This window comes from Nonomuraea sp. NPDC049486 (assembly GCF_040676925.1).
Classification (GTDB): Bacteria; Actinomycetota; Actinomycetes; order Streptosporangiales; family Streptosporangiaceae; genus Nonomuraea; species Nonomuraea ferruginea.
This window is the reverse complement of the sequence record NZ_JBFAPV010000002.1, coordinates 738,833-757,658: the sequence shown is the minus strand read 5'-3', so window position 1 is coordinate 757,658 and position 18,826 is coordinate 738,833. Positions and strand designations below refer to the sequence as shown.

17 protein-coding genes and 1 pseudogene are annotated in these 18,826 nt (G+C 70.7%); 9 read left to right on the top strand and 9 right to left on the bottom strand.

Translation table 11 applies throughout. The features are described from left to right. The first annotated feature begins 52 nt into the window (after positions 1–52). On the top strand, positions 53–790 hold the full coding sequence (locus AB0K05_RS08440; RefSeq protein WP_219552531.1) for a FadR/GntR family transcriptional regulator: 738 nt from the start codon (positions 53–55) through the stop codon (positions 788–790). 24 nt (positions 791–814) lie between these two features. Here the strand turns inward: AB0K05_RS08440 and AB0K05_RS08435 are convergent, their stop codons facing one another. From AB0K05_RS08435 to AB0K05_RS08420, 4 genes are read right to left on the bottom strand one after another with little or no spacing between them, the layout of a single operon-like run. Beyond that, on the bottom strand, positions 815–1,966 hold the full coding sequence (locus AB0K05_RS08435) for a mandelate racemase/muconate lactonizing enzyme family protein (RefSeq protein ID WP_364227838.1): 1,152 nt from the start codon (positions 1,964–1,966) through the stop codon (positions 815–817). A 25-nt stretch (positions 1,967–1,991) separates the two neighbouring features. Next, on the bottom strand, positions 1,992–2,819 hold the full coding sequence (locus tag AB0K05_RS08430; protein ID WP_148032241.1) for a carbohydrate ABC transporter permease: 828 nt from the start codon (positions 2,817–2,819) through the stop codon (positions 1,992–1,994). Next, positions 2,819–3,712, bottom strand: a complete 894-nt coding sequence (locus AB0K05_RS08425) for a sugar ABC transporter permease (protein WP_364227834.1) — start codon at positions 3,710–3,712, stop codon at positions 2,819–2,821. The genes AB0K05_RS08430 and AB0K05_RS08425 overlap by 1 nt, the downstream gene beginning before the upstream one ends. A 55-nt stretch (positions 3,713–3,767) precedes the next feature. Beyond that, positions 3,768–5,006 (bottom strand): extracellular solute-binding protein, encoded by a 1,239-nt coding sequence (locus tag AB0K05_RS08420; RefSeq protein WP_364227831.1) that lies wholly within the window; start codon positions 5,004–5,006, stop codon positions 3,768–3,770. A 167-nt stretch (positions 5,007–5,173) separates the two neighbouring features. Between AB0K05_RS08420 and AB0K05_RS08415 the strand changes: the two genes are divergently transcribed. Together AB0K05_RS08415 and AB0K05_RS08410 are read left to right on the top strand one after the other, a co-directional pair. Continuing rightward, a complete protein-coding gene (locus AB0K05_RS08415) occupies positions 5,174–5,944 on the top strand; it encodes an FCD domain-containing protein (RefSeq protein WP_148032243.1) in 771 nt (256 codons plus the stop codon). Positions 5,945–6,349: 405 nt separating this feature from the next. Next, a complete protein-coding gene (locus tag AB0K05_RS08410; RefSeq protein ID WP_364227826.1) occupies positions 6,350–7,681 on the top strand; it encodes a ricin-type beta-trefoil lectin domain protein in 1,332 nt (443 codons plus the stop codon). A gap of 309 nt (positions 7,682–7,990) precedes the next feature. Here AB0K05_RS08410 and AB0K05_RS08405 read toward each other — a convergent pair whose 3' ends face one another. Then, complete coding sequence (locus AB0K05_RS08405) at positions 7,991–9,214, bottom strand: cytochrome P450 (RefSeq protein WP_364227823.1); 1,224 nt, start codon at positions 9,212–9,214, stop codon at positions 7,991–7,993. A 64-nt stretch (positions 9,215–9,278) separates the two neighbouring features. Continuing rightward, positions 9,279–10,220, bottom strand: coding sequence for an RNA polymerase sigma-70 factor (locus AB0K05_RS08400; RefSeq protein WP_364227821.1), 942 nt, complete (start codon positions 10,218–10,220; stop codon positions 9,279–9,281). Between the two features lie 229 nt (positions 10,221–10,449). Here AB0K05_RS08400 and AB0K05_RS08395 point away from each other — a divergent pair, with 229 nt between their 5' ends. The 5 genes from AB0K05_RS08395 to AB0K05_RS08375 all read left to right on the top strand — a co-directional run bounded on the left by AB0K05_RS08395 (position 10,450) and on the right by AB0K05_RS08375 (position 15,943). Beyond that, entirely contained in the window at positions 10,450–11,301 is an 852-nt protein-coding gene (locus tag AB0K05_RS08395) for an SDR family NAD(P)-dependent oxidoreductase (protein ID WP_364227818.1), read from the top strand. Positions 11,302–11,351: 50 nt separating this feature from the next. Next, on the top strand, positions 11,352–12,545 hold the full coding sequence (locus AB0K05_RS08390; RefSeq protein WP_364227815.1) for an FAD-dependent oxidoreductase: 1,194 nt from the start codon (positions 11,352–11,354) through the stop codon (positions 12,543–12,545). Between the two features lie 268 nt (positions 12,546–12,813). Next, entirely contained in the window at positions 12,814–13,491 is a 678-nt protein-coding gene (locus tag AB0K05_RS08385) for a response regulator transcription factor (protein WP_364227812.1), read from the top strand. Then, complete coding sequence (locus AB0K05_RS08380; RefSeq protein WP_364227809.1) at positions 13,488–14,858, top strand: HAMP domain-containing sensor histidine kinase; 1,371 nt, start codon at positions 13,488–13,490, stop codon at positions 14,856–14,858. Before AB0K05_RS08385 ends, AB0K05_RS08380 begins: the two co-directional genes overlap by 4 nt. Positions 14,859–14,926: 68 nt before the next feature. After that, the gene (locus AB0K05_RS08375) at positions 14,927–15,943 is read left to right on the top strand and encodes a serine hydrolase domain-containing protein (RefSeq protein WP_271277145.1); all 1,017 of its coding nucleotides are present in this window, start codon (positions 14,927–14,929) and stop codon (positions 15,941–15,943) included. A 21-nt stretch (positions 15,944–15,964) separates the two neighbouring features. Here AB0K05_RS08375 and AB0K05_RS08370 read toward each other — a convergent pair whose 3' ends face one another. Next, complete coding sequence (locus AB0K05_RS08370) at positions 15,965–16,363, bottom strand: hypothetical protein (protein ID WP_271277144.1); 399 nt, start codon at positions 16,361–16,363, stop codon at positions 15,965–15,967. A gap of 109 nt (positions 16,364–16,472) precedes the next feature. Between AB0K05_RS08370 and AB0K05_RS08365 the strand changes: the two are divergent. Continuing rightward, positions 16,473–16,589: pseudogene (locus AB0K05_RS08365) on the top strand (IS701 family transposase); the annotation flags it as partial. A gap of 158 nt (positions 16,590–16,747) precedes the next feature. On the opposite strand, the gene AB0K05_RS08360 reads toward AB0K05_RS08365, so the two are convergent. Together AB0K05_RS08360 and AB0K05_RS08355 are read right to left on the bottom strand one after the other, a co-directional pair. Further along, positions 16,748–17,374, bottom strand: a complete 627-nt coding sequence (locus AB0K05_RS08360) for a nuclear transport factor 2 family protein (protein ID WP_364227805.1) — start codon at positions 17,372–17,374, stop codon at positions 16,748–16,750. 13 nt (positions 17,375–17,387) lie between these two features. Further along, positions 17,388–18,815: an aldehyde dehydrogenase family protein gene (locus AB0K05_RS08355; RefSeq protein ID WP_271277142.1), complete on the bottom strand. Its 1,428-nt coding sequence runs from the start codon at positions 18,813–18,815 to the stop codon at positions 17,388–17,390. Positions 18,816–18,826: the final 11 nt, after the last annotated feature.

Sequence of the window (18,826 nt, the reverse complement as noted above, 5' to 3'; positions counted from 1 at the left end):
GAGGGTCGGCTCTTCCGTCATACTCTTCAGGGAACGCCGAGGAGGAAGCACGGTGACTGAGGCCCCGCGCGAGAGCGGATACCGGCCGGGCTACGAGGTAGCCGCCGAGCAGGTGCTGGAACTGATCGTCAGGCTCGGCCTGCGTCCGGGTGACCGCATGCCGACCGAGAACGAGCTGGCCCGGCAACTGGGCACCAGCCGCACCGTGGTGCGCGAGGCGGTGAAGATCCTCTCCGCGCTCGGCCGCGTACGCGCCCAGAAGGGCCGCGGCCTGTACGTGGCCGACGACGAGGGGATGTTCGGCACCGGGCGCTGGGGGGCCTTCTTCCTCCCGACCGATCTCGACCACGTCTACATGCTGTTCGAGTTCCGCCGGACGCAGGAGATGGAGACCAGCCGGCTGGCCGCCCGGCGCGCCACGCCCGCCGAGCTGAGGGCCATCGAAGAAGCGGCCGGCCTGTGCCGCCGCGGCTACGAGACCGGACGCGAGGAGCTGTTCAACGAGGGCGACGACGCCTTCCACACCGCTGTCGCCGCCGCCTCGCACAACATGTTCCTCCAGGTCGGCGTGCGGGAGGCCCGCAGGCTGCAGGCGCAGTCGAGCCTCATCGGCCTGCGCGGCTCGGTGGGCGGGCACGCCGCCAAGGCCGTGGAGGAGCACGACGCCATCTACCAGGCCATCCGCGCCGGCGACCCCGAAGCGGCCGCCCAGTCCGCGGCCCTGCACATCGACAACACGCTCGACGACTACCGCAAGGAGATCCAGCAGCGTCTCTTCTCGTCCCCCTGATCCGGGCGGGCGCCCGGCTCCGGCTCATCCCGGAGACCGCGTCGCGGGTGAGCGGTCGTCGACCGCCAGCAGCCGCCGCCCGGCGTGCTCCGGCCGGATGTGGGGGCCCTCGGCCGCCCTGGTGTCCGGACTGCGGGCGAACGCGTTGATCGCCTGCTCATCGACCGTGATGCCCAGACCCGGCGAGTCGCCGAGGACGAACGCGCCGTCCTCGACGTACAGGTCGAGCGACAGCCCGAGCGGCGGGTGCAGATCCTGCAGCTCGCTGGCCAGGTGGTTCGGCACCGACGTCGCGGCGTGCAGCAGCGCGACGGGCGTGGCGCCGATCGGGCTGACCGGCAGGTCGTGGGCGTGCGCGAGCGCGGACACCCGGAGAAAGTGGGACACCCCCCAGACGACGGCCGTCTGGACGATGTCCACGGCGCCCGCGGCCAGCAGCGGGCGGAACTGCTCAAGGCCGGTGAGGTTCTCCCCCGTGGCGACGGAGGCGCGGATCCCGCGGCCGACCGCGGCCAGGCCGTCGGCGTCCCACCGCCGCACCGGCTCCTCGATCCACGTGAGATCCAGCGTGCGTTCGAGCTCGCAGACGTGCCGGACCGCCTGCTTGCGGTTCCAGGCCTCGTTCACGTCGAGCATCAGGCCCGGCCGCGCTCCGCGCCCCGCCTCGGTCAGGACCTCCCGTACGAGCGTGAGGCGGTGCCGGTCGCGTTCGATGTCGAGGCCGCCCTTGATCTTGGCCGCGCGCAGACCGTGCCCGGCGTAGACCTGGTAGACGGAGACGAGTTCGTCGTCGGACAGGCCGATGTCGAGGCCGGAGGCGTAGGCGGGCACCCCCCGGTCGCGCCCGCCGAGCAGGCGCCAGAGCGGCTCACCGGCCGCCCGCGCCTTGATGTCCCACAGGGCGGTGTCGAGCGCGCCGATCGTGCCGAACACGGCCCCGGCGTGGCCCGCCTTGAAGGTCCGCCGCAGCATGCGGTCGTAGAGCGCCGTCACGCCGCGCGGATCCTCTCCCTCGATCGCGGCGAAGACCGTCTCGATCTCCACGTGCGGCCCGAGGCCGACGCCGGTGATCCCCTCGTCGGTGTCCACCATGACGAGCGGCACCGGGACGACTCCGTCGGCGAAGACACCGTTGACGTCACCGACGGGACGACCCCATTCCTGGACCGTCGTCATGGTGCGATAGCCAGTGATCCGCATGTCAGCCTTTCGTGGAGCCGGCGGTGATCCCGTCGGTGATCTGGCGCTGGAGGAATAGGTAGATCATCAGCACGGGCACCGCGGCGATCAGGACACCCGAGGCGAAGACGGGGATGTCGCCGGAATACTGCCCGCGCAGGGCATTGACCCCGATCATGAGGGTGCGGTTCTCCGGCGACGGCATCATGAGCAGGGCGATGAGCACGTCGTTCCAGCAGAACAGGGCGTCGAGAATGCCGACCGACAGCAGCGCGGGGGCGCCCAGCGGGAGCATGATCCGAAGGTACACGCCGTACACCGTGTTGCCGTCGATCCTGGCCGCGTCGACGATCTCCGCCGGAATGGTCCTGTAGTGACTCGTCATCAGGAAGACGGTGAACGGGAGGAACTGGGCGACGTAGGCCAGGATCAGCCCCGGATAGGTGTCGATGAGCCCGCTGTCGGCCATGACCCTGGTGAGCGGGACCATGATCACCTGGAACGGGACGAACAGTCCCGCGAGACAACCCAGGAAGATCATCGAGGAACCGCGGAACCGGAGCCGAGCCAGCGCGAAGCCCGCCATCGACCCCAACAGCAGCAGCAGGGCCACGGCGCACGCCACGACGATGAACGAGTTGACGAAGTACCCCGCCATTCCGGCGCCGGCCCACGCCTCGGCGAGGTTGTCCCACCGCGGGGAGCCCGCCGGGGAGAACCGGTCGAGGACGTACTCCCGGCGGGTCTTCATCGCGACGTTGGCGGTGAACACGAGAGGATAGATCGTCGCCAGCGCGAGAGCGGCCATCGGAACGGCGGCCACCCACCTGGCCGGACGCGTCCTGGGCATCAGTCCTGCCTCCCGGCGCGACGGAGCAGGGTGATCTGCAGGAGCCCCACCACGAGCATGACGACGAAGAGAACCGTCGAGGCGGCCGAGGCGAGCGCCGGCCGGTTCATCTGTCCCTGCTGGTGCCAGATGTAATACTCCGGCAGGTAGGTGGACCCCTCCGGGCCCCCGCTGGTCATGACGAAGAGCAGGCCGAACATGGACGTCAGCATTCCGATCATCGTCGTCACGAAGACGAACTGAATGGTGCGGGTCAGGCTCGGGATGATCACGTGCCAGATGGTCCGGCGGAGTGACGCGCCGTCCACGCGGGCGGCGTCCAGCAGCGAGGCGTCCAGGGTGCTGAATCCCGCGAGGAACACCACCAGGGCCATCCCGAACGTCGCCCAGATGTGCACGCCGACCACCGTGAACATGGCGATGCCCGGATCGCCCAGCCAGTCGACGGGGCCGGCGCCGATCGCCGCGAGGGCGGAGTTCAACGGGCCCTCGTACCCGAGCATCAGGTTGAAGATCGCGCCGACGATCACCGGTGAGAGCACGGCCGGGAAGAAGTAGACGCTGCGGTAGACCCGGTGGCCCGGCACCCGCAGATAGATGAAGGTCGCGAGCAGCCCCGGAATCGCCACCGCCAGGGGAAGCAGCAGCACCAGCAGCCCGACGTTGCGCAGCGAGAGGTGGAACAGCGGGTCGCCGGCCAGCTCCAAGTAGTTGCCCGGCCCGACGAAGCTTCCGTTGTACTCGCCATCGCCCGTGAAGGAGAAGTTGACCCCCAGGGCCAGCGGCCACAGCCGCAGCGCCACGATGATCAGTACGGCCGGGGCCACCAGGACGTAGGGCGCGAGGCGCTCGGCGCGCACCGTGCCGGCTGCCGTACGGGCTCGTCGCTTCACGGCCGCTCCGCCGGCCGGCCGGGCCGGCGGCGACGGGCCTCCGATCGGCACGCGGTCAGCCCGTCCGGTCGGAGGCGGCCAGCTGCTCCACCGCCTCGTCCACGGTGGCCGACCCGCTCAGGAGCTGCTGGGACAGCCTTCCCATCAGGTCCAGGGTCTTGGACGACAGCGCCACGTGCAGGGCGGGCCTGCCGGTCCTGATCTCAGAGACGATCGCGGTGGCGGCCGGGCCGGCCCGCGAGACGTCGATCGTGGTGTCGGACGTGATCGCGCCGGCCTCGGCGTAGAACGCCGTCAAGGCGTCGGTCGAGGTCAGGGCTCGCACCAGATCGGCGGCCAGTGCGGGATCTTTCGTCCCCTTCGCGACCGCGTAGCCGATGCCGCCGTCATACGGAAGGCTCGGGGTGGCTCCGTCGGTGACGACCGGGGTCCGCATGACGCCGATCTTCTCGGGCGGCAGGAACTCTCCGAAGTCCTTCCAGTGCCCGATATCCGACATCAGCCCGATGATGTGAGCGGCCTTTCCGGTCTCGAAGACTGTGAAGATGTCGGTGAACATCGCGGTGGAGTTGGCGCCGCGGTTGTTCAGCCCCTTGTCGCCGGCGTCCTTCCACAGCTCGAAGATCCGCCGTACGTGGGGAGAGGTCCAGTCGCGCTTTCCGGCGATCCAGTCGTCGTACTCCCGGGGCGTGAGGATCCCGGATCCGAGGCCCGACAGGAAGAACTGGATGCCGAAGCCTTCCTTGTTCCCGAGCGCGAAGCAGGCGGCCCCGGTCGCCTTCTTGATGGCGGCGCAGCCGCTGACGAACTCGTTCCAGGTCTTGGGCGGGTCAGACGGGTCGAGGCCGGCCGCTTCGTAGAGCGTCTTGTTGTAGTAGATCGGGTGCCCCTGCAGGGTCACCGGTGCGGCGTAGACCTTGCCGTCCTCGCTGAACGCTTCCCAGCCCGCCAGCCGGCTCCTGTCCTCGGCCACGTACCGGTCCAGCGGAAGGAGCGTGCCGGCCCGGTCCCGGATCTGCCCACCCCCGTTGAAGAGCATGACGTCGGGCGCCTTGTTCGACTGGCTCGCCGTGCCGAGCAGGGTGTAGTACTGGTCGTACGGCTGGGCGACGAACTCGACGGTGACCCCCGGATGCCGCTGGGCGAAGTCCGCCTTCGCCTTCTCGACGTAGGCCGCGGCGGCCGGTTCACCGGACTTCCAGTCCCAGACCACGAGCTTCCGCTGCGAGTCCCCGGACGGGGTGCCCGTCCGGGTCGCGCTTCCACAGCCGGCCACGGCCAGTGCCGCGACCATCAGGGCCGACCATAACGCTCGGTGCTTCATCGCTGCCCGCTTTCCGGGAGCGGCCGCCGGATCAGGCCGTCTGCGGTCAAACGTAATTCGTATGACGTCTCACGGCAAGGGATCGTGCGTATACTGACCGCGGTGACGCTGTCACCTGCCAGGCCACCGGAGGCGACATGACGGCATCGCGGGAAACGGCCGGCAGTGACCCGGCGCCACCGGCCTGGGTACGCCGCCCGGCGAGTCTCGCCAGAGCGGTTACCGCCGAGCTGGTGGAGCGCATCGTGCGCGGTGTGCACCCGCCGGGGACACCGTTGCCCCCCGAGCCCGCGCTGTGCGAGACCTTCTCCGTGAGCCGCACCGTCGTGCGGGAGGCGGTGAAGATCCTGCAGGAGAAAGGGCTGGTGCAGGTCCGCCAGGGCTCCGGCACCATGGTCACTCCCCCGGCGACCTGGGACATGCTCGACGAGCTCGTCCTCACCGCGACCATCGCCGAGGACGAGAGCCTGGCGATCCTCGACGACCTCGTCGTCACCCGGCGCGTGCTGGAGTCCGACATGGCCAACGTCGCCGCCCGCCTGGCCGGGCCGGACACCGTAGATCAGCTACGAGCACTGGTGGATCACATGGACGAGCTCGTGGACGACCCGGTCACGTACGCCGAGAGCGACCGCGCCTTCCACGACACCATCATGCGGGCCTCGGGCAACCGCATCGCTCGTGGCGTCGTACGGTCACTCGAAGGCCAGGTCGTCAACACCGCCCGCTACCTGGGCAGGACCGAGCGGGCCCTGTGCGTGGCGTCGAACCTCGGCCACCGCCGCATCTACGAACGCATCGCCGCGCACGATCCCGACGGCGCCGCCGAGGCGATGTTCCGCCACATCACCGACGCCTGGATCGTCCGCCGCAGCGGGACGGCCGATCCCGTACGGCTGCAGCGCTAGCACGGGCACCCCGCTCGGGCATCCGGACGATCTGAAAGTTTCATCTCGGCAGATCAGGGGTGGCCGCGGCGGCTTGTCCTGGTCAGGCGGAGGAGCGGCGGGATCTCCCCGGGCGAGGGCCCGCGACGTCGGGCGGGCCGGGCCTTGACAGGTCTTGTCACGGTCATATTTGCTCCGCTGCACCATCGCCATCAGCCGCCCGAAAGAAAGGGGGACCGATTACGGCGCTATTGCGTTAGCGCTAACACCTGAAATTACCGACCAGCTGACCGATGCGCGCCGGTCGGCGGGTTTCGATCGGCGGAACGTGGCGGCGTCGACCCTGATATCACCGGCGCCCGCAAGGCGAGGCACATACTTCCCATTCACGTGTGGCACCACCACAACGGCAAAGGAAATCGCGTGATGTCGAGGTTCAGGCTCCTCCTCACCGCCATCGCGTCGGCGGCACTGCTCGTCGTTCCGACCACGGGGCAGACGGCGCTGGGCGACAGCGCGACCCCGTCGCGCGCGCAACAGAGCGCCCTCGCGCCCACCGCGGGATGCGGCAAGACCCCGACGCTCAGAAGCGGCGCCCAATCGATTACCACGAACGGCAGAAATCGAAGCTTCGTCCTGAGAATTCCAGACGGCTACAACAACACCACCCCCTACCGGTTGATTTTCGGATTCCACTGGAACGGCGGCACCGCCAACGACGTCGACTCGGGCGGAACCAGTGGTTATCCGTGGTCCTATTACGGGCTCAGGGCGCTGTCGAACGGCACCGCGATCTTCGTCGCGCCTCAGGGACTCAACAACGGCTGGGCCAACTCGGGCGGTGAGGACGTCACCTTCGTCGACGACATGATCCGGAGGATCGAGGCGGACCTCTGCGTGGACACCGCACAGCGCTTCGCCCTGGGCTTCAGCTACGGCGGCGGCATGAGCTACGCGCTCGCGTGCGCCCGGGCGACGGTCTTCCGCGCGGTGGCGGTCTACGCCGGCGCGCAGCTCAGCGGGTGCAGCGGAGGCACGGAGCCCGTCGCGTACATCGGACTGCACGGCCTCAGGGATTCGGTGCTCAACATCTCCGCGGGCCGGTCGCTACGTGACAGGTTCGTCGGGAACAACGGCTGCACACCCCAGAACCCGCAGGAGCCCGCGCAGGGCAGCCTGACGCACATCGTCACCTACTACTCGGGGTGCCGGACCGGGTATCCGGTGGCGTGGGCGGCGTTCGACGCGGGCCACACCCCCGGTCCCGTGGACGGGAGGCCTGGCGACTTCGAACCCGGCGAGAACTCCTGGACCAGGCCCGTGGTCTGGAACTTCTTCACGCAACTGGGAGGCGGCGACCCGAATCCGCCCGACACGGGCGCGCTGCGGGGTGTGGGGTCGAACCGGTGCCTGGACGTCAACGGCGCTTCCCAGGCGAACGGCGCGCAGGCGCTGATCTGGGACTGCAACGGCCAGCCCAATCAGCAGTGGACCGTGACCAGCGCCGGTGAGCTGCGGGTCTACGGCGGCAAGTGCCTGGACGTGAACGGGGCCGCGACGGCCGACGGCAGCGCGGTGATCATCTGGGACTGCAACGGCCAGAACAACCAGAAGTGGCGCCTCAACGCCGACGGCAGCATCACCGCGGTCGGCGCGAACAAGTGCCTGGACGTCAGCGGCGCCGGCACCGCCAACGGCACCAGGACGCAGATCTGGACCTGCCACGGCGGCGCCAACCAGAAGTGGACCCGCGCCTGACGGTCCGCGAAGGCGCCATCGCCGGGGCGAGTCACCGCCCCCCGCTCACCTCCACCGACCGCATCATCGACGCCCGCACCCACCACATCTCCGCCAGCGGGTACGTCCTGCAGAGCTCTGCCTGGGCCACACCCAGGAGCGTGTCGGCTCCTGGGTGTGGCCCAGGAGCGGACACCTTCGTCCCGCTCCTGTTCGGCAAGTCCGGGCGAGTGGAGGCTGCGTTCCGGACGGTGCCCCGGCTGGGTCAGGACGCATGGGCCGGAGCCGACGCGGAGTCCGGTGCCGGCTGTGATCCGCACCGTGTCCTGCTCACCAGGTGACCGGGAGTTCGTGGACGCCGTAGACGACGGCGTCGCTCTTGAACGGCAGGTGCTCGGCCGGTGTGGCGAGCCGCAGGGCGGGGACGCGGCGGAACAGCGTGTCGAAGACGATCTGCAGTTCCATCCGGGCCAGGTTCTGGCCGAGGCACTGGTGCGGGCCGAAGCCGAAGGCGAGGTGGTGGCGGGCCCCGCGTTCGACGTCCAGTTCGGCCGGGTCCTTGAACGCCGCCGGGTCCCAGTTGGCCGACAGGGCCGAGACGATGACGCCCTCGCCGGCCTTGATACGCGCCCCGCCGATCTCCACGTCTTCGGTGGCCACCCGGGAGGTGACTCCGTCGGCGATGGTGAAGTAGCGCAGCAGTTCCTCCACGGCCATGGGCGTCTTGTCCGGATTGGCGGTGATCAGGGCGAGTTGCTGTGGGTGGGTGAGCAGTGCGACCACGCCGAGCGAGATCATGTTCGCTGTGGTCTCGTGTCCGGCGGTCAGCAGCAGGAAGGCCAGGCTCACCAGGCCCGCGTGATCGAGGGCGCCTTGCCGGCGTTGCCGGGCGATCTGCCGGCTGAACAGGTCGTCGCCGGGTTCGGACTCCTTGCGGGTGACCAGGTCGTCGATGTAGGCGCGCAGTTCGGCGAAGGCTCGCTGCCGGTCCTCCAGGGAGGTCCGGCTCACCATCATGGTGGTGCGGCTTTGGAAGAAGTCGTGGTCGCTGTAGGGGACGCCGAGCAGTTCGCAGATCACCAGGGAGGGCACCGGCAGGGACAGCGCCTGGACCAGGTCGACCGGCTGCTGGTCGGCGGCGAGCAGGTCGTCGATGAAGCGGTCGACGATGTCCTGGATCCGTGGGCGCAGCATGGCCAGCCGCCTGACGGTGAATTCGCCGATCACCGGGCGGCGGGCCGCGGCGTGTTCCGCGCCGTCCATGCCGAGCATCAACGGCGGCTGGCTGCGGAGCTGCCGCAAGGTCGCCGCATCGAGGGTGAAGAGCGGGAAGCCGTCCTTGCGCTTGTCGCAGGAGAAGCGGGGGTCGGCGAGGACGGCACGGCCTTCCTCGTGCCCGGACACCCACCACGCCTCGCCGCCGCTGGTCAGGCGGACCCTGCTGATCGGTGCCCGCTCGCGCAGCCGTTCGTAGGCGGCGGGCGGGGCGAAGGGGCAGCCACGCTCGACAGGCACTTCCAGGTCGGCGCGTTCGCCGGCGACGCTGTTCGTCATGAAGAACCTCCTGGTAAAAAGTCCGGGATGAAGCCGGAGGCGGTGTGGGCTGTTCCGCCGATGTTCATCGCAGGGTGAGTGGGGTCTCGGATGCGATGCGGGTCAGCTTGTCGGGGTTGCGGACGTAGTAGAGGCCGGTGATGCGGGCGTCCTCGACCCGGGCTGCTATGACGCCGTCGATCTCGCCGTCCACGCGCAGGAGGAGCGCCGGGTTGCCGTTGACCACGGTGGGCTCGCTGGTGAGCGTGACCTGGGCCTTGCCGAGGCCGCTGACGATCATGCGGGCCACCTTGCCCGCGCCGGTGATCGGCTGCGGCGCGGCCTGCTTGACGCCGCCGCCGTCGCTCACCAGAACGACCTCAGGGGCGAGCACGTCGAGCAGGCCCTGCAGGTCCCTGGTCTCCAACGCGCGCCGGAACGACTCCAGAGCCGCCCGGGCCTGGCCCGGGGAGACCACCTCGCGAGGACGCCGGGCGTCGACGTGCCGGCGGGCCCGGTGCGCGATCTGGCGTACGGTCCCCGGCGTCTTGCCGACGGCGGCCGCGATCTCCTCGTAGCCGATGGCGAAGACCTCGCGCAGCACGAAGACGGCCCGCTCGGTCGGCGACAGCGTCTCCAGGACGAGCATCAGCGCCATCGACACGCTCTCGGCCAGTTCGACGTCCTCGGCCACGTCCGGCGCGGTGAGCAGCGGCTCGGGCAACCAGGAGCCGACGTAGTCCTCCTTGAGACGCCTCATGGTGCGCAGCCGATCCAGCGAGCGCCGGGTGGCGATCCGTATCAGGTAGGCGCGCTGGTCGGACACCTGTCCCAGGTCGACCTTGACCCACCGAAGCCAGGTCTCCTGCAGGGCGTCTTCGGCGTCGGCCGCCGAACCGAGCATCTCGTAGGCGACGGTGAACAGCAGGTTGCGATGGGCGAGGAACACCTCGGTGGCCGGGCCCATCCGGCCGCCACCGGCCATCGGCTCGGCTGCGCCCGTCGTCGCGTCCCCGCGCTCCCGCATACCTGGCTCCTGCCCGCTCATTCGCGACTGCTGCTCCATGCATAAGGCGCCGGCGCCCGCCGATGTGTGACACCCGTGATGGGTGACACACCTCACGTCACCGCACTGTCACAAAATCCGGGGCGCGAACGCCGCATGGTCGTCAGGGCGCCGACTCCCTGAGCGATCACCTTGGCCCCGCTGCGGGGTGACCGCGCAACCGCCATCTCACAAGGAACGGAAAGACATCATGAGCAAGGTCTGGTTCGTCACCGGTTCGTCTCGCGGCCTGGGCCGCCACTTCGTCGAGGCCGCCCTGTCGCGCGGCGACAAAGTGGCCGCGACCGCCCGTACCGCCGCAAGCCTTGACGAGCTGGTCGCCGGCTACGGCGACGCGGTGCTTCCACTGGAGCTGGACGTGACCGACAAGGCCGTCGTCCTCGACGGTGTGAAGCGGGCCGCCGAGCACTTCGGCCGTCTCGACGTCATCATCAACAACGCCGGGTACGCCCAGGTCGGCGCGGTCGAGGAGATCACCGAACAGCAGTTGCGCGACCAGATGGAGACCAACCTGTTCGGCGCGGTGTGGGTGATCCAGGCCGCACTGCCCTACCTGCGCGAGCAGGGCTCGGGACACATCATCCAGCTGTCCTCGGCCGCCGGGCTCATGGCCATGCCGCTCAGCGCCGCCTACAGCGCCTCCAAGTGGGCCTTGGAAGCCGTGAACGAATCCCTCGCCCAGGAGGTCGCCGACTTCGGTATCAAGGTGACCGTCATCGAGCCCGGCGGTTTCGCCACCAGGGGCGGCAAGAACCCCGATCCCCTCGACAACGGCCACCTGGCCGAGCCCGACCCGATCTACGACGGCCTTCGCCGGCGCATCGCCGCGTTCGCGGGAAAGCAACCCGCCGGCGACCCGGCCGCCGCGGCCCAGGCCCTCCTCAAGATCGTCGACTCCGACGACCCGCCCCTGCGGGTGCTCTTCGGCCAGGGCTTCTACCCGATCCTCCAGCAGGTCTACGCCGACCGGCTCAAGACCTGGGCCGACTGGCAGGACCTTTCGGCGCAGGCTCACGGCAACCTCGATCAAGAAGATCGGTGACCCGGGCCGAGTCAATCCATCGCAAGCAAGCGAACCGACAGGAGCACCACATGAAGCACCGCATCGTCGTCCTCGGCGCCGGCTACGCCGGGGCCTACGGGGCCGGGATCCTGGCCCGTCGGTTGTCCCCGGCGGACTTCGAGATCACCGTGGTCAACGCCGAGCCGGAATTCGTCCAGCGCATGCGGCTGCCCCAGTTGGCGGCCGGTCAGGAGATCGACACTCCGAACCTCGCCGACGTCTTCGCGGGCACGGGGATACGGCTGCGCCTGGCCCGTGTCACCGCCGTCGACCCCGAGCGCCGGGTCGTCGCCCTGGCCGACGCCGGCGGCGAACTCGGCTACGACACGCTTGTCTACGCGCTCGGCAGCCACGGTGACGTCGAAGGCGCGCCGGGCGTGGCCGAGCACGCCTTCGACGTCGCCGCCCGGCCCTCGGCGCTGCGCCTGCGCGAACGCCTGGACAGCCTGGTCACGCGGGGCGGAGGCGGGAACGTGCTGGTCGTCGGCGACGGGCTGACCGGCATCGAGACCGCCACCGAGCTCGCCGAATCCCGGCCCGGCCTGTCGGTGACGCTCATCGCCCGCGGACAGCTGGGCGCCCGGCTTTCGGCCGGAGCCCGCGGCCACCTGCGGCAGGCCTGCGACCGGCTGGGCATCACCGTCCTGGAGCACACCAGCGTCGAAGCCGTCGAAGCGGAGCGGGTGCTGTGCACGGACGGCACCACCCTGGCCTCCGACGCGACCGTGTGGACGGCCGGGTTCGCGGTCAGCCCCGTCGCCGCCGCCGCCGGGCTGAAGGTCACCGGGACCGGTCAGATCGTCGTCGACCGCACCATGCGGTCGGTCTCGCACCCCGACGTCTACGCCATCGGCGACAGCGCCTGCGCCGTCGGCGACAACGGCCGGCCGCTGCCGATGTCCTGCGCCTCGGCCGGCTACACCAGCCGGCAGGCCATCGAGGCGATCGTGGGACGCCTGACCGGCCGCAAGATCCCACACACCAAGCTGGTCTACACGTACAACCAGATCAGCCTCGGGCGACGGGACGGGATCCGGCAGGCGGTCGACGACGAAGGGCGAGCGAGGGCGAAGTACCAGGGCGGCCGGAAGCCCGCACAGATCAAGTCGGTCATTCTCAGGATGGCGCTGTGGGCCACCTCGCACCCGACCTTCGGCATGCCCAGACGCAAACACCGCCTGGCCGCCGCACCGGACGCGACAGCCGCGAAGGCGGCCGTGTAGCCGCCTCATAGGGTGTGGTCCACGTGGACGACACCGCCGCTGATCGACCCCAGCCGGTTCGAGGCCGGAGACGCCGGCCGACCGCAGGAGTTGTCGCCGTCCGGCTCTGACGGCCTGGGGTGACGCTCGCTTCGACGGCGACGATCGGGGCGTCGTGCACGCAGGCGACCTGAGTTGCGGCGCCGGCCCGGCGGCCAACATCCTGTTCGTGCTCCAGACCTGACGAAGTAGGATCTGGGCCCCTCGGCTGTTCCCCCTGGAGGTGTCGTTGGCCGGTCACCAGATCCTCGCGGTCGATGACGACCCGGCGATCCTGCGGGCGCTGCGGCGCGGGCTGCGGCTGGAAGGGTTCGGCGTCGACACCGCCGGCTCCGGGCAGCGGGCGCTGGAGCTCGTCGCCGTCCGCAGGCCGGACGCGGTCGTGCTCGACGTGTCCATGCCCGGCCTGTCCGGCATCGAAGTGTGCGCCCGCCTGCGGTCCGGCGGGGCCGACGTGCCGGTGCTCATGCTGTCCGCCATGGACGACGTGGCCGACCGGGTCGCCGGGCTCGCCGCGGGCGCCGACGACTACGTGGTCAAGCCGTTCGACCTCGGCGAGCTGGTGCTGCGGCTGCGCGCGCTGCTGCGCCGGGCCGGCCGCGTCCCCGGCGCCGCGGTACGGGTCGGGCCGCTGGTCGTCGAGCCGGCCGCGCGCAGGGTGACGATGCACGGGCGCGAGGTCGAGGTGACCCGTCGCGAGTTCGACCTGCTGGAGGTGCTGGCGCTCAACGCCGGCCTGGTGCTGTCCCGCGAGGTGCTGCTGGAGCGGGTCTGGGGCTACGACTTCGACGTCACCGAGAACGCCGTCGACACCTTCGTCGGCTACCTCCGGCGCAAGCTGGGTGAGCCCCGCATGGTGCACACCGTCCGCGGTGTCGGCTTCGTCCTGCGGGCGCCGGCGGCGTGAAGCTGTCCACCCGCTTCGCGCTCTGCCTGGCCGTGCTCGTCCCGCTCATGGTGTCGCTGGCCGGGCTGCTGGTGCTGGCCCTGGTCTCCGCCGATCTGCGTGCCGAGCGCGACGAACGGCTGCTGGCGCGGCTGAACGCGCTCCGGCCGATGGCCACCTCGTACGCCTGGCGGGCCCGCGTCGCGCCCGCCGTGCCGCCGGACTTCATGGAGCGGCGGCTGGCCGCCGCGGTCGGTACGGGCGCGTACGTGCACGTCCACGGCGCGGAACCGCTGACGATCGGCGACGTGCCCGCGCGCCCGCCCGCCGGCGACGGCCCCGCCGACCACGCCGAAGGGGCGGGCGAGTGGCGGTACGTGGCCACCGACCTGGGGCGGCGGGGCAGCCGGTTATGGCTGTTCGAGCCGCGGGAACGGCTCGACGCCCAGCTCGCGCTGCTGCGCCGGCGGGTGTGGACGGTCACGCTGGCCGGCGCCGCGGCGGGCGCGGCGGCCGGGCTGGCGCTCGGGCGGTACGCGGTACGACCGCTCGTCCGGCTCGGCCGGCAGGCCGCGGCCCTCGACACCCCGCCGGAGCCGTCCGCCCGCACGGGGATCCGGCTGGACACCGGGTCCCGCGTCGGTGAGATCGACCACCTGGCCGGGGTCCTCAACGACCTGCTGGACCGGCGCGACGCGGCGGTGACCCGCACCGCCGAGGCGCTCGACACCGCCCGCGCCTTCGCCGCCACCGCCGCGCACGAGCTGCGCACCCCGCTCACCAGCATGGGCGCCAACCTCGCCCAGCTCGACCACCCCGGCCTCACCCCCGCCGACCGCGACGAACTCGTCGCCGACCTGACCGCCGAGCACGCCCGCGTCCAGCGGCTCATCACCGTGCTCCGCCAGCTCGCCGCCGGAGAGCTGCTCGACCCCGCGACCTCCGCCCCCGCCGACCTGAGCGGCATCGTGCGCGAAGCCGCGGCCTCGGCCCGCCGCCGCCACCCCGGCACGACGATCATCGAGTCCGTGGCGGACGGCGTGACCGTGCGCGGCTGGGCCGAGGGGCTCCGGCTGATCGCCGGCAACCTGCTCGACAACGCCGCCAGGCACGGCGAGCCCCCGATCACCGTGGAACTCGCCCTCGACGGGGCGACCGCCGTCCTCACCGTCGCCGACGGCGGCCCCGGCGTCCCCGCCGGGGAGCGTGAAGCCGTGTTCGCCCGGTTCCGCCGCCGTCCGGGCAGTCCCGGCTCCGGCCTCGGCCTGACGCTCGTCCGTCAGCAGGCCGAGCTGCACGGCGGCGCCGCCACCGTGACCGGCTCCCGCTTCGAGATCCGGCTGCCCACGGCCGGCGGGACCGGCCGCGCCCGCTCGTGGCTGGAGTGACTGCCAGAGATTTGCCAAGGACGCCCGCCATCATCGCCCCTGTCCCATCACCCACTCCAGGAGGCGACGTGCGCAGCATCCTCATCGCGCTCACCCTGGCCGCTCCCGCGGCCCCGTCCGCCGACGTCATCCGGCCGTCGGCCGACCCGGTCAAGCTGGTCGACGCCAACCGGCCGCTCTCGGCCACGTACACCTACCAGGGCGAGCGGCGCACCCTCGACGACTTTCTCACCCGTACGAAGACCAACGGATTCCTCGTCCTGCGTGGTCAGAAGATCGTCCACGAGCGGTACACCGACGCGAACCGGAACACCCGCTTCCAGTCGTGGTCGATGGCCAAGTCCTTCACCTCGGCGGCGCTCGGCATCGCGCTGCGGGAGGGGCACATCCGGTCGCTCGACGAGCCCGTCACCAAGTACCTGCCCGAACTGCGCAAGTCCGGCTACAACAACGTGTCCATCCGGCACCTGCTGTGGATGTCGTCCGGCACCGACTGGGACGAGCGCGAGGACGTCCCCCGGATGCAGATCGCCGCGAACCAGGGCCAGTCGCTCACCCGGATGGCCGCCCGCCAGCAGCCCGACTGGACCCCCGGAAGCCAGTTCGAGTACAACAGCATGAACTCGTACGTCCTGGCCCGCGTGATCACCGAGGCGACCGGCACCCCCTACCACCGCTACGTCGAGAAGAAGATCTGGCAGCCCGCGGGCATGGCGGGCGCGGCCCAGATCTCCAGTGACGGCAAGGGCGAGAGCCTCGGCTACTGCTGCTTCCAGGCCACCGACCGCGACTACGCCCGCTTCGGCCTGCTCTACCTGCGCCAGGGCAAGGCCCACGGCAAGCAGGTGGTCCCGGCATCGTGGGTGAAGTCGTCCACCAGCCCGTCCGAGGTCAACCCGAAGTACGGGCTGCACTGGTGGCTGGGCGGCGAGCGGGACTTCATGGCGGCGGGGTTCGGCGGACAGTACATCTACGTCTCGCCGGAGCACGACGTGGTGATCGTCAAGTCCACCACGTCGACCGGCGCGCACGACCAGGAGGAGGTGCTCGCCGCCTTCCGCGCCGTCGCCGCCAAGGTCTCCTGAGCGCGCCGTACGACACCCGGGTCACCTCGCACGGTCACCGTCGGGCGACGGCCTGCGGCGAGCCGGCGTCACGGGCTGCTCAGGCTCGTCCCGGTACCGCCACCCCGACCAGCGGGTGACCCGGACGATGATCACCGGCCCGGCGGGGCGGCGCTCGCGGTACTGCTCGTACTCACGCACGAGCGCGTCCAGCACGGCGGCCCGGTCCCGGCCGTCCACCGCCACCACCGCACTCCCGTCAGCCCGCACCCACCACAGCCGGGTCCAGTCGTCCTCGTAACGGCCGGCCGGCAGCGCGACCTCCGGGGTTGTCGCCGATGTCGCGCGGGCGCCGCAGATCACTGGTCCGTTCCGCCGCGCCGTCTCCGCGTCCATGCCCTCCGCATGCCCCTGCGCCGACCAGGAGACCGTCACCGTCACGTGTCGGGTATGAACGGGCCTTAGTACTGAGGCGTAGGGGTCACCTGGCGACGGCCACCGCGAGATCGTCCGGAGTCGGTGAAGACAACCGAAGATCGTGCAGTGGCCGCGGACCGCCGGTCGGTTCGGCCGCATCGAACCACGTCGCGCCGCGCATGCGTACGTGCGCGGGCTGCCGGCCGACACCGACCGCGAGAACTGCTGGAACCTGGCCGAACACGCCGGGCTGCTCGGTCCGCGGTCGCGCGGCCGGGGACCGAGACGATGTCGGGCTCGTCGTCCTGGCCGACGCCGGCGGTGCAGGTGCAGGGCGAATTTACGGCTCGACCCGCCCAGGCTCGTGCACGCCCGGGCCCGTCGCAGCGGGGCCCGCGGCGCTGACCGCTAGCCCGTGCCGGCGAGCCAGGCGGTCTCGCCCTGGTGGAACGCGTCGAGCTCGGCCGGCCGGTCGTCGCCGAGCAGGTCTTGGCTCACCGTCACGCCGCGGGTCGACTGAATCCAGGTGAGGAACCGGTAGGACGGCCGAAGCCCGGCAAGCTGGGCCCCGTCCACCGGAAGCGCCTCACCCGCGTGGACGGGGCGCAGCTCGTCGCGCTCCATCAGGACCTCGAAGGTCATCAGCCTCCACCGTCCTTCGTCCCGAACCGCACGTGAGAAGAAGCGGCAGTAGGCGTGGAAATCGACCTCCACTCCCTTCACCGTGGTCCGGTTGAAGATCTTCGCCGGGCTCTCGACGGTCGCCCGGTCGCCCTCGACCCGCGCGTAGGCGGGGAAGACCCAGTGCTTGCTGTTCCCGGTCCGCGCCATCCACGTCTTCGTCGCCTCGACGTAGGCCTCGCCGCCGCGTCCCTCGTACCACGTGGTCCGGACGTAGGCGTCGTCGTGGAAGCAGTCACGCATCATGTCGAAGAGTCGCTGGTCGCGGGCGAAGCGTTCCCGCCTCACCAGGTCGAAGAGCTCCTCGCGGTCCAGGAGGACTGCCAGCCGCCGGCTGTGGTCAGGGTTCACCATGTCGTCCTCTCGTTCACCGCGGATAGCCGAGCACGGCCTTCACCTCGAGGTACTCCTCGAAGCCGAACCGCCCGAACTCCCGTCCGTTCCCGGACTGCTTGTAGCCGCCGAACGGCAGGCTGCGGTCGAACGGAGCGCCGTTGAGGTAGACGCGGCCCGCACGGATGCGGTTGGCGACCCTGCGGGCGCGGTCGGGGTCCTTCGACTGCACGAAGCCCGCCAGCCCGTACGGCGTGTCGTTCGCGATCTCGACGGCCTCGTCCTCGGTCTCGTAGAGCAGGATCGAGAGCACGGGGCCGAAGATCTCCTCGCGCGCGATCCGCATCTGCGGCGTGACGTCGCCGAACACGGTCGGGCGGACGTAGAACCCCTTGTCGAGCCCGTCGGGGCGTCCCGGGCCGCCGGCCACGAGCGTCGCGCCCTCGTCGATCCCCGACTGCACGAGCGCGGTGATCTTCTCCAGCTGCGCCTGGCTCACCACGGGCCCCATCGTGGTCGACGGATCGAACGGGTCCCCGAGACGGACCTCCTCGACCGCCCGTCGCGCAGCGGCGTACGCCTCGTCGCGCTGCGAGCGGTGCACGAGCATCCGCGTGGGCGACTGACAGTTCTGGCCGCCGTTGGTGTAGCACGAGTGCACCCCGGCGACGACCGCGGACTCCAGGTCCGCGTCGGGCAGGATGATGTTGGCCGACTTGCCGCCGAGCTCGAGCGCGACGCGCTTCACCGTGTCGGCCGCGAGCTTGGAGACCCTGATGCCGGCACCGGTCGAGCCGGTGAGCGAGACCATGTCGATGCCGGGGTGCGCCGCGATGGCCTCACCCACCGTGGGACCGTCACCGTTGACGAGGTTGAACACGCCGGGCGGCAGCCCGGCGTCGTGGATGACCTCGGCGAGCACCATGGCGCTGAGCGGCGCGATCTCGCTCGGCTTGAGCACCACGGTGCATCCCGTGGCGAGGGCCGGGGCCACCTTCGACGCGACCTGGTTCAGCGGCCAGTTCCACGGCGTGATGAGACCGCAGACGCCGATCGGCTCGCGCCGCACGATCCCGGCTCCCATCTTCTCCTCGAAGCGGTAGCCCGCGAGCACGCGGGCCGCCTCCTCGAAGTGGAACAGCGCCACCGTGGCCTGGCGTTCCGTCGAGAACGTGATCGGCGCCCCCATCTCACGCGTCATCGTCCGGGCGATCTCGGGCAGCCGAGCCCGGAAGCCGGAGATGATCCGCTCGAGGTACTCCAGCCGTTGCTCCACGCTGACGTGCGCGTACGCGGCGAAGGCCGCGCGCGCCGCCACCACCGCGCGGTCGACGTCCTCGGCCGTCCCGAGGCTGATCTCCGCGAACGTCTCCTCGGTCGCGGGGTCGAGGACGCCCAAGGTGCGCGGCGCGGCCGGATCGACCCACGCACCCCCGATGTAGAACTGGTGTCTGGTGGACATGTCGCTCTCCA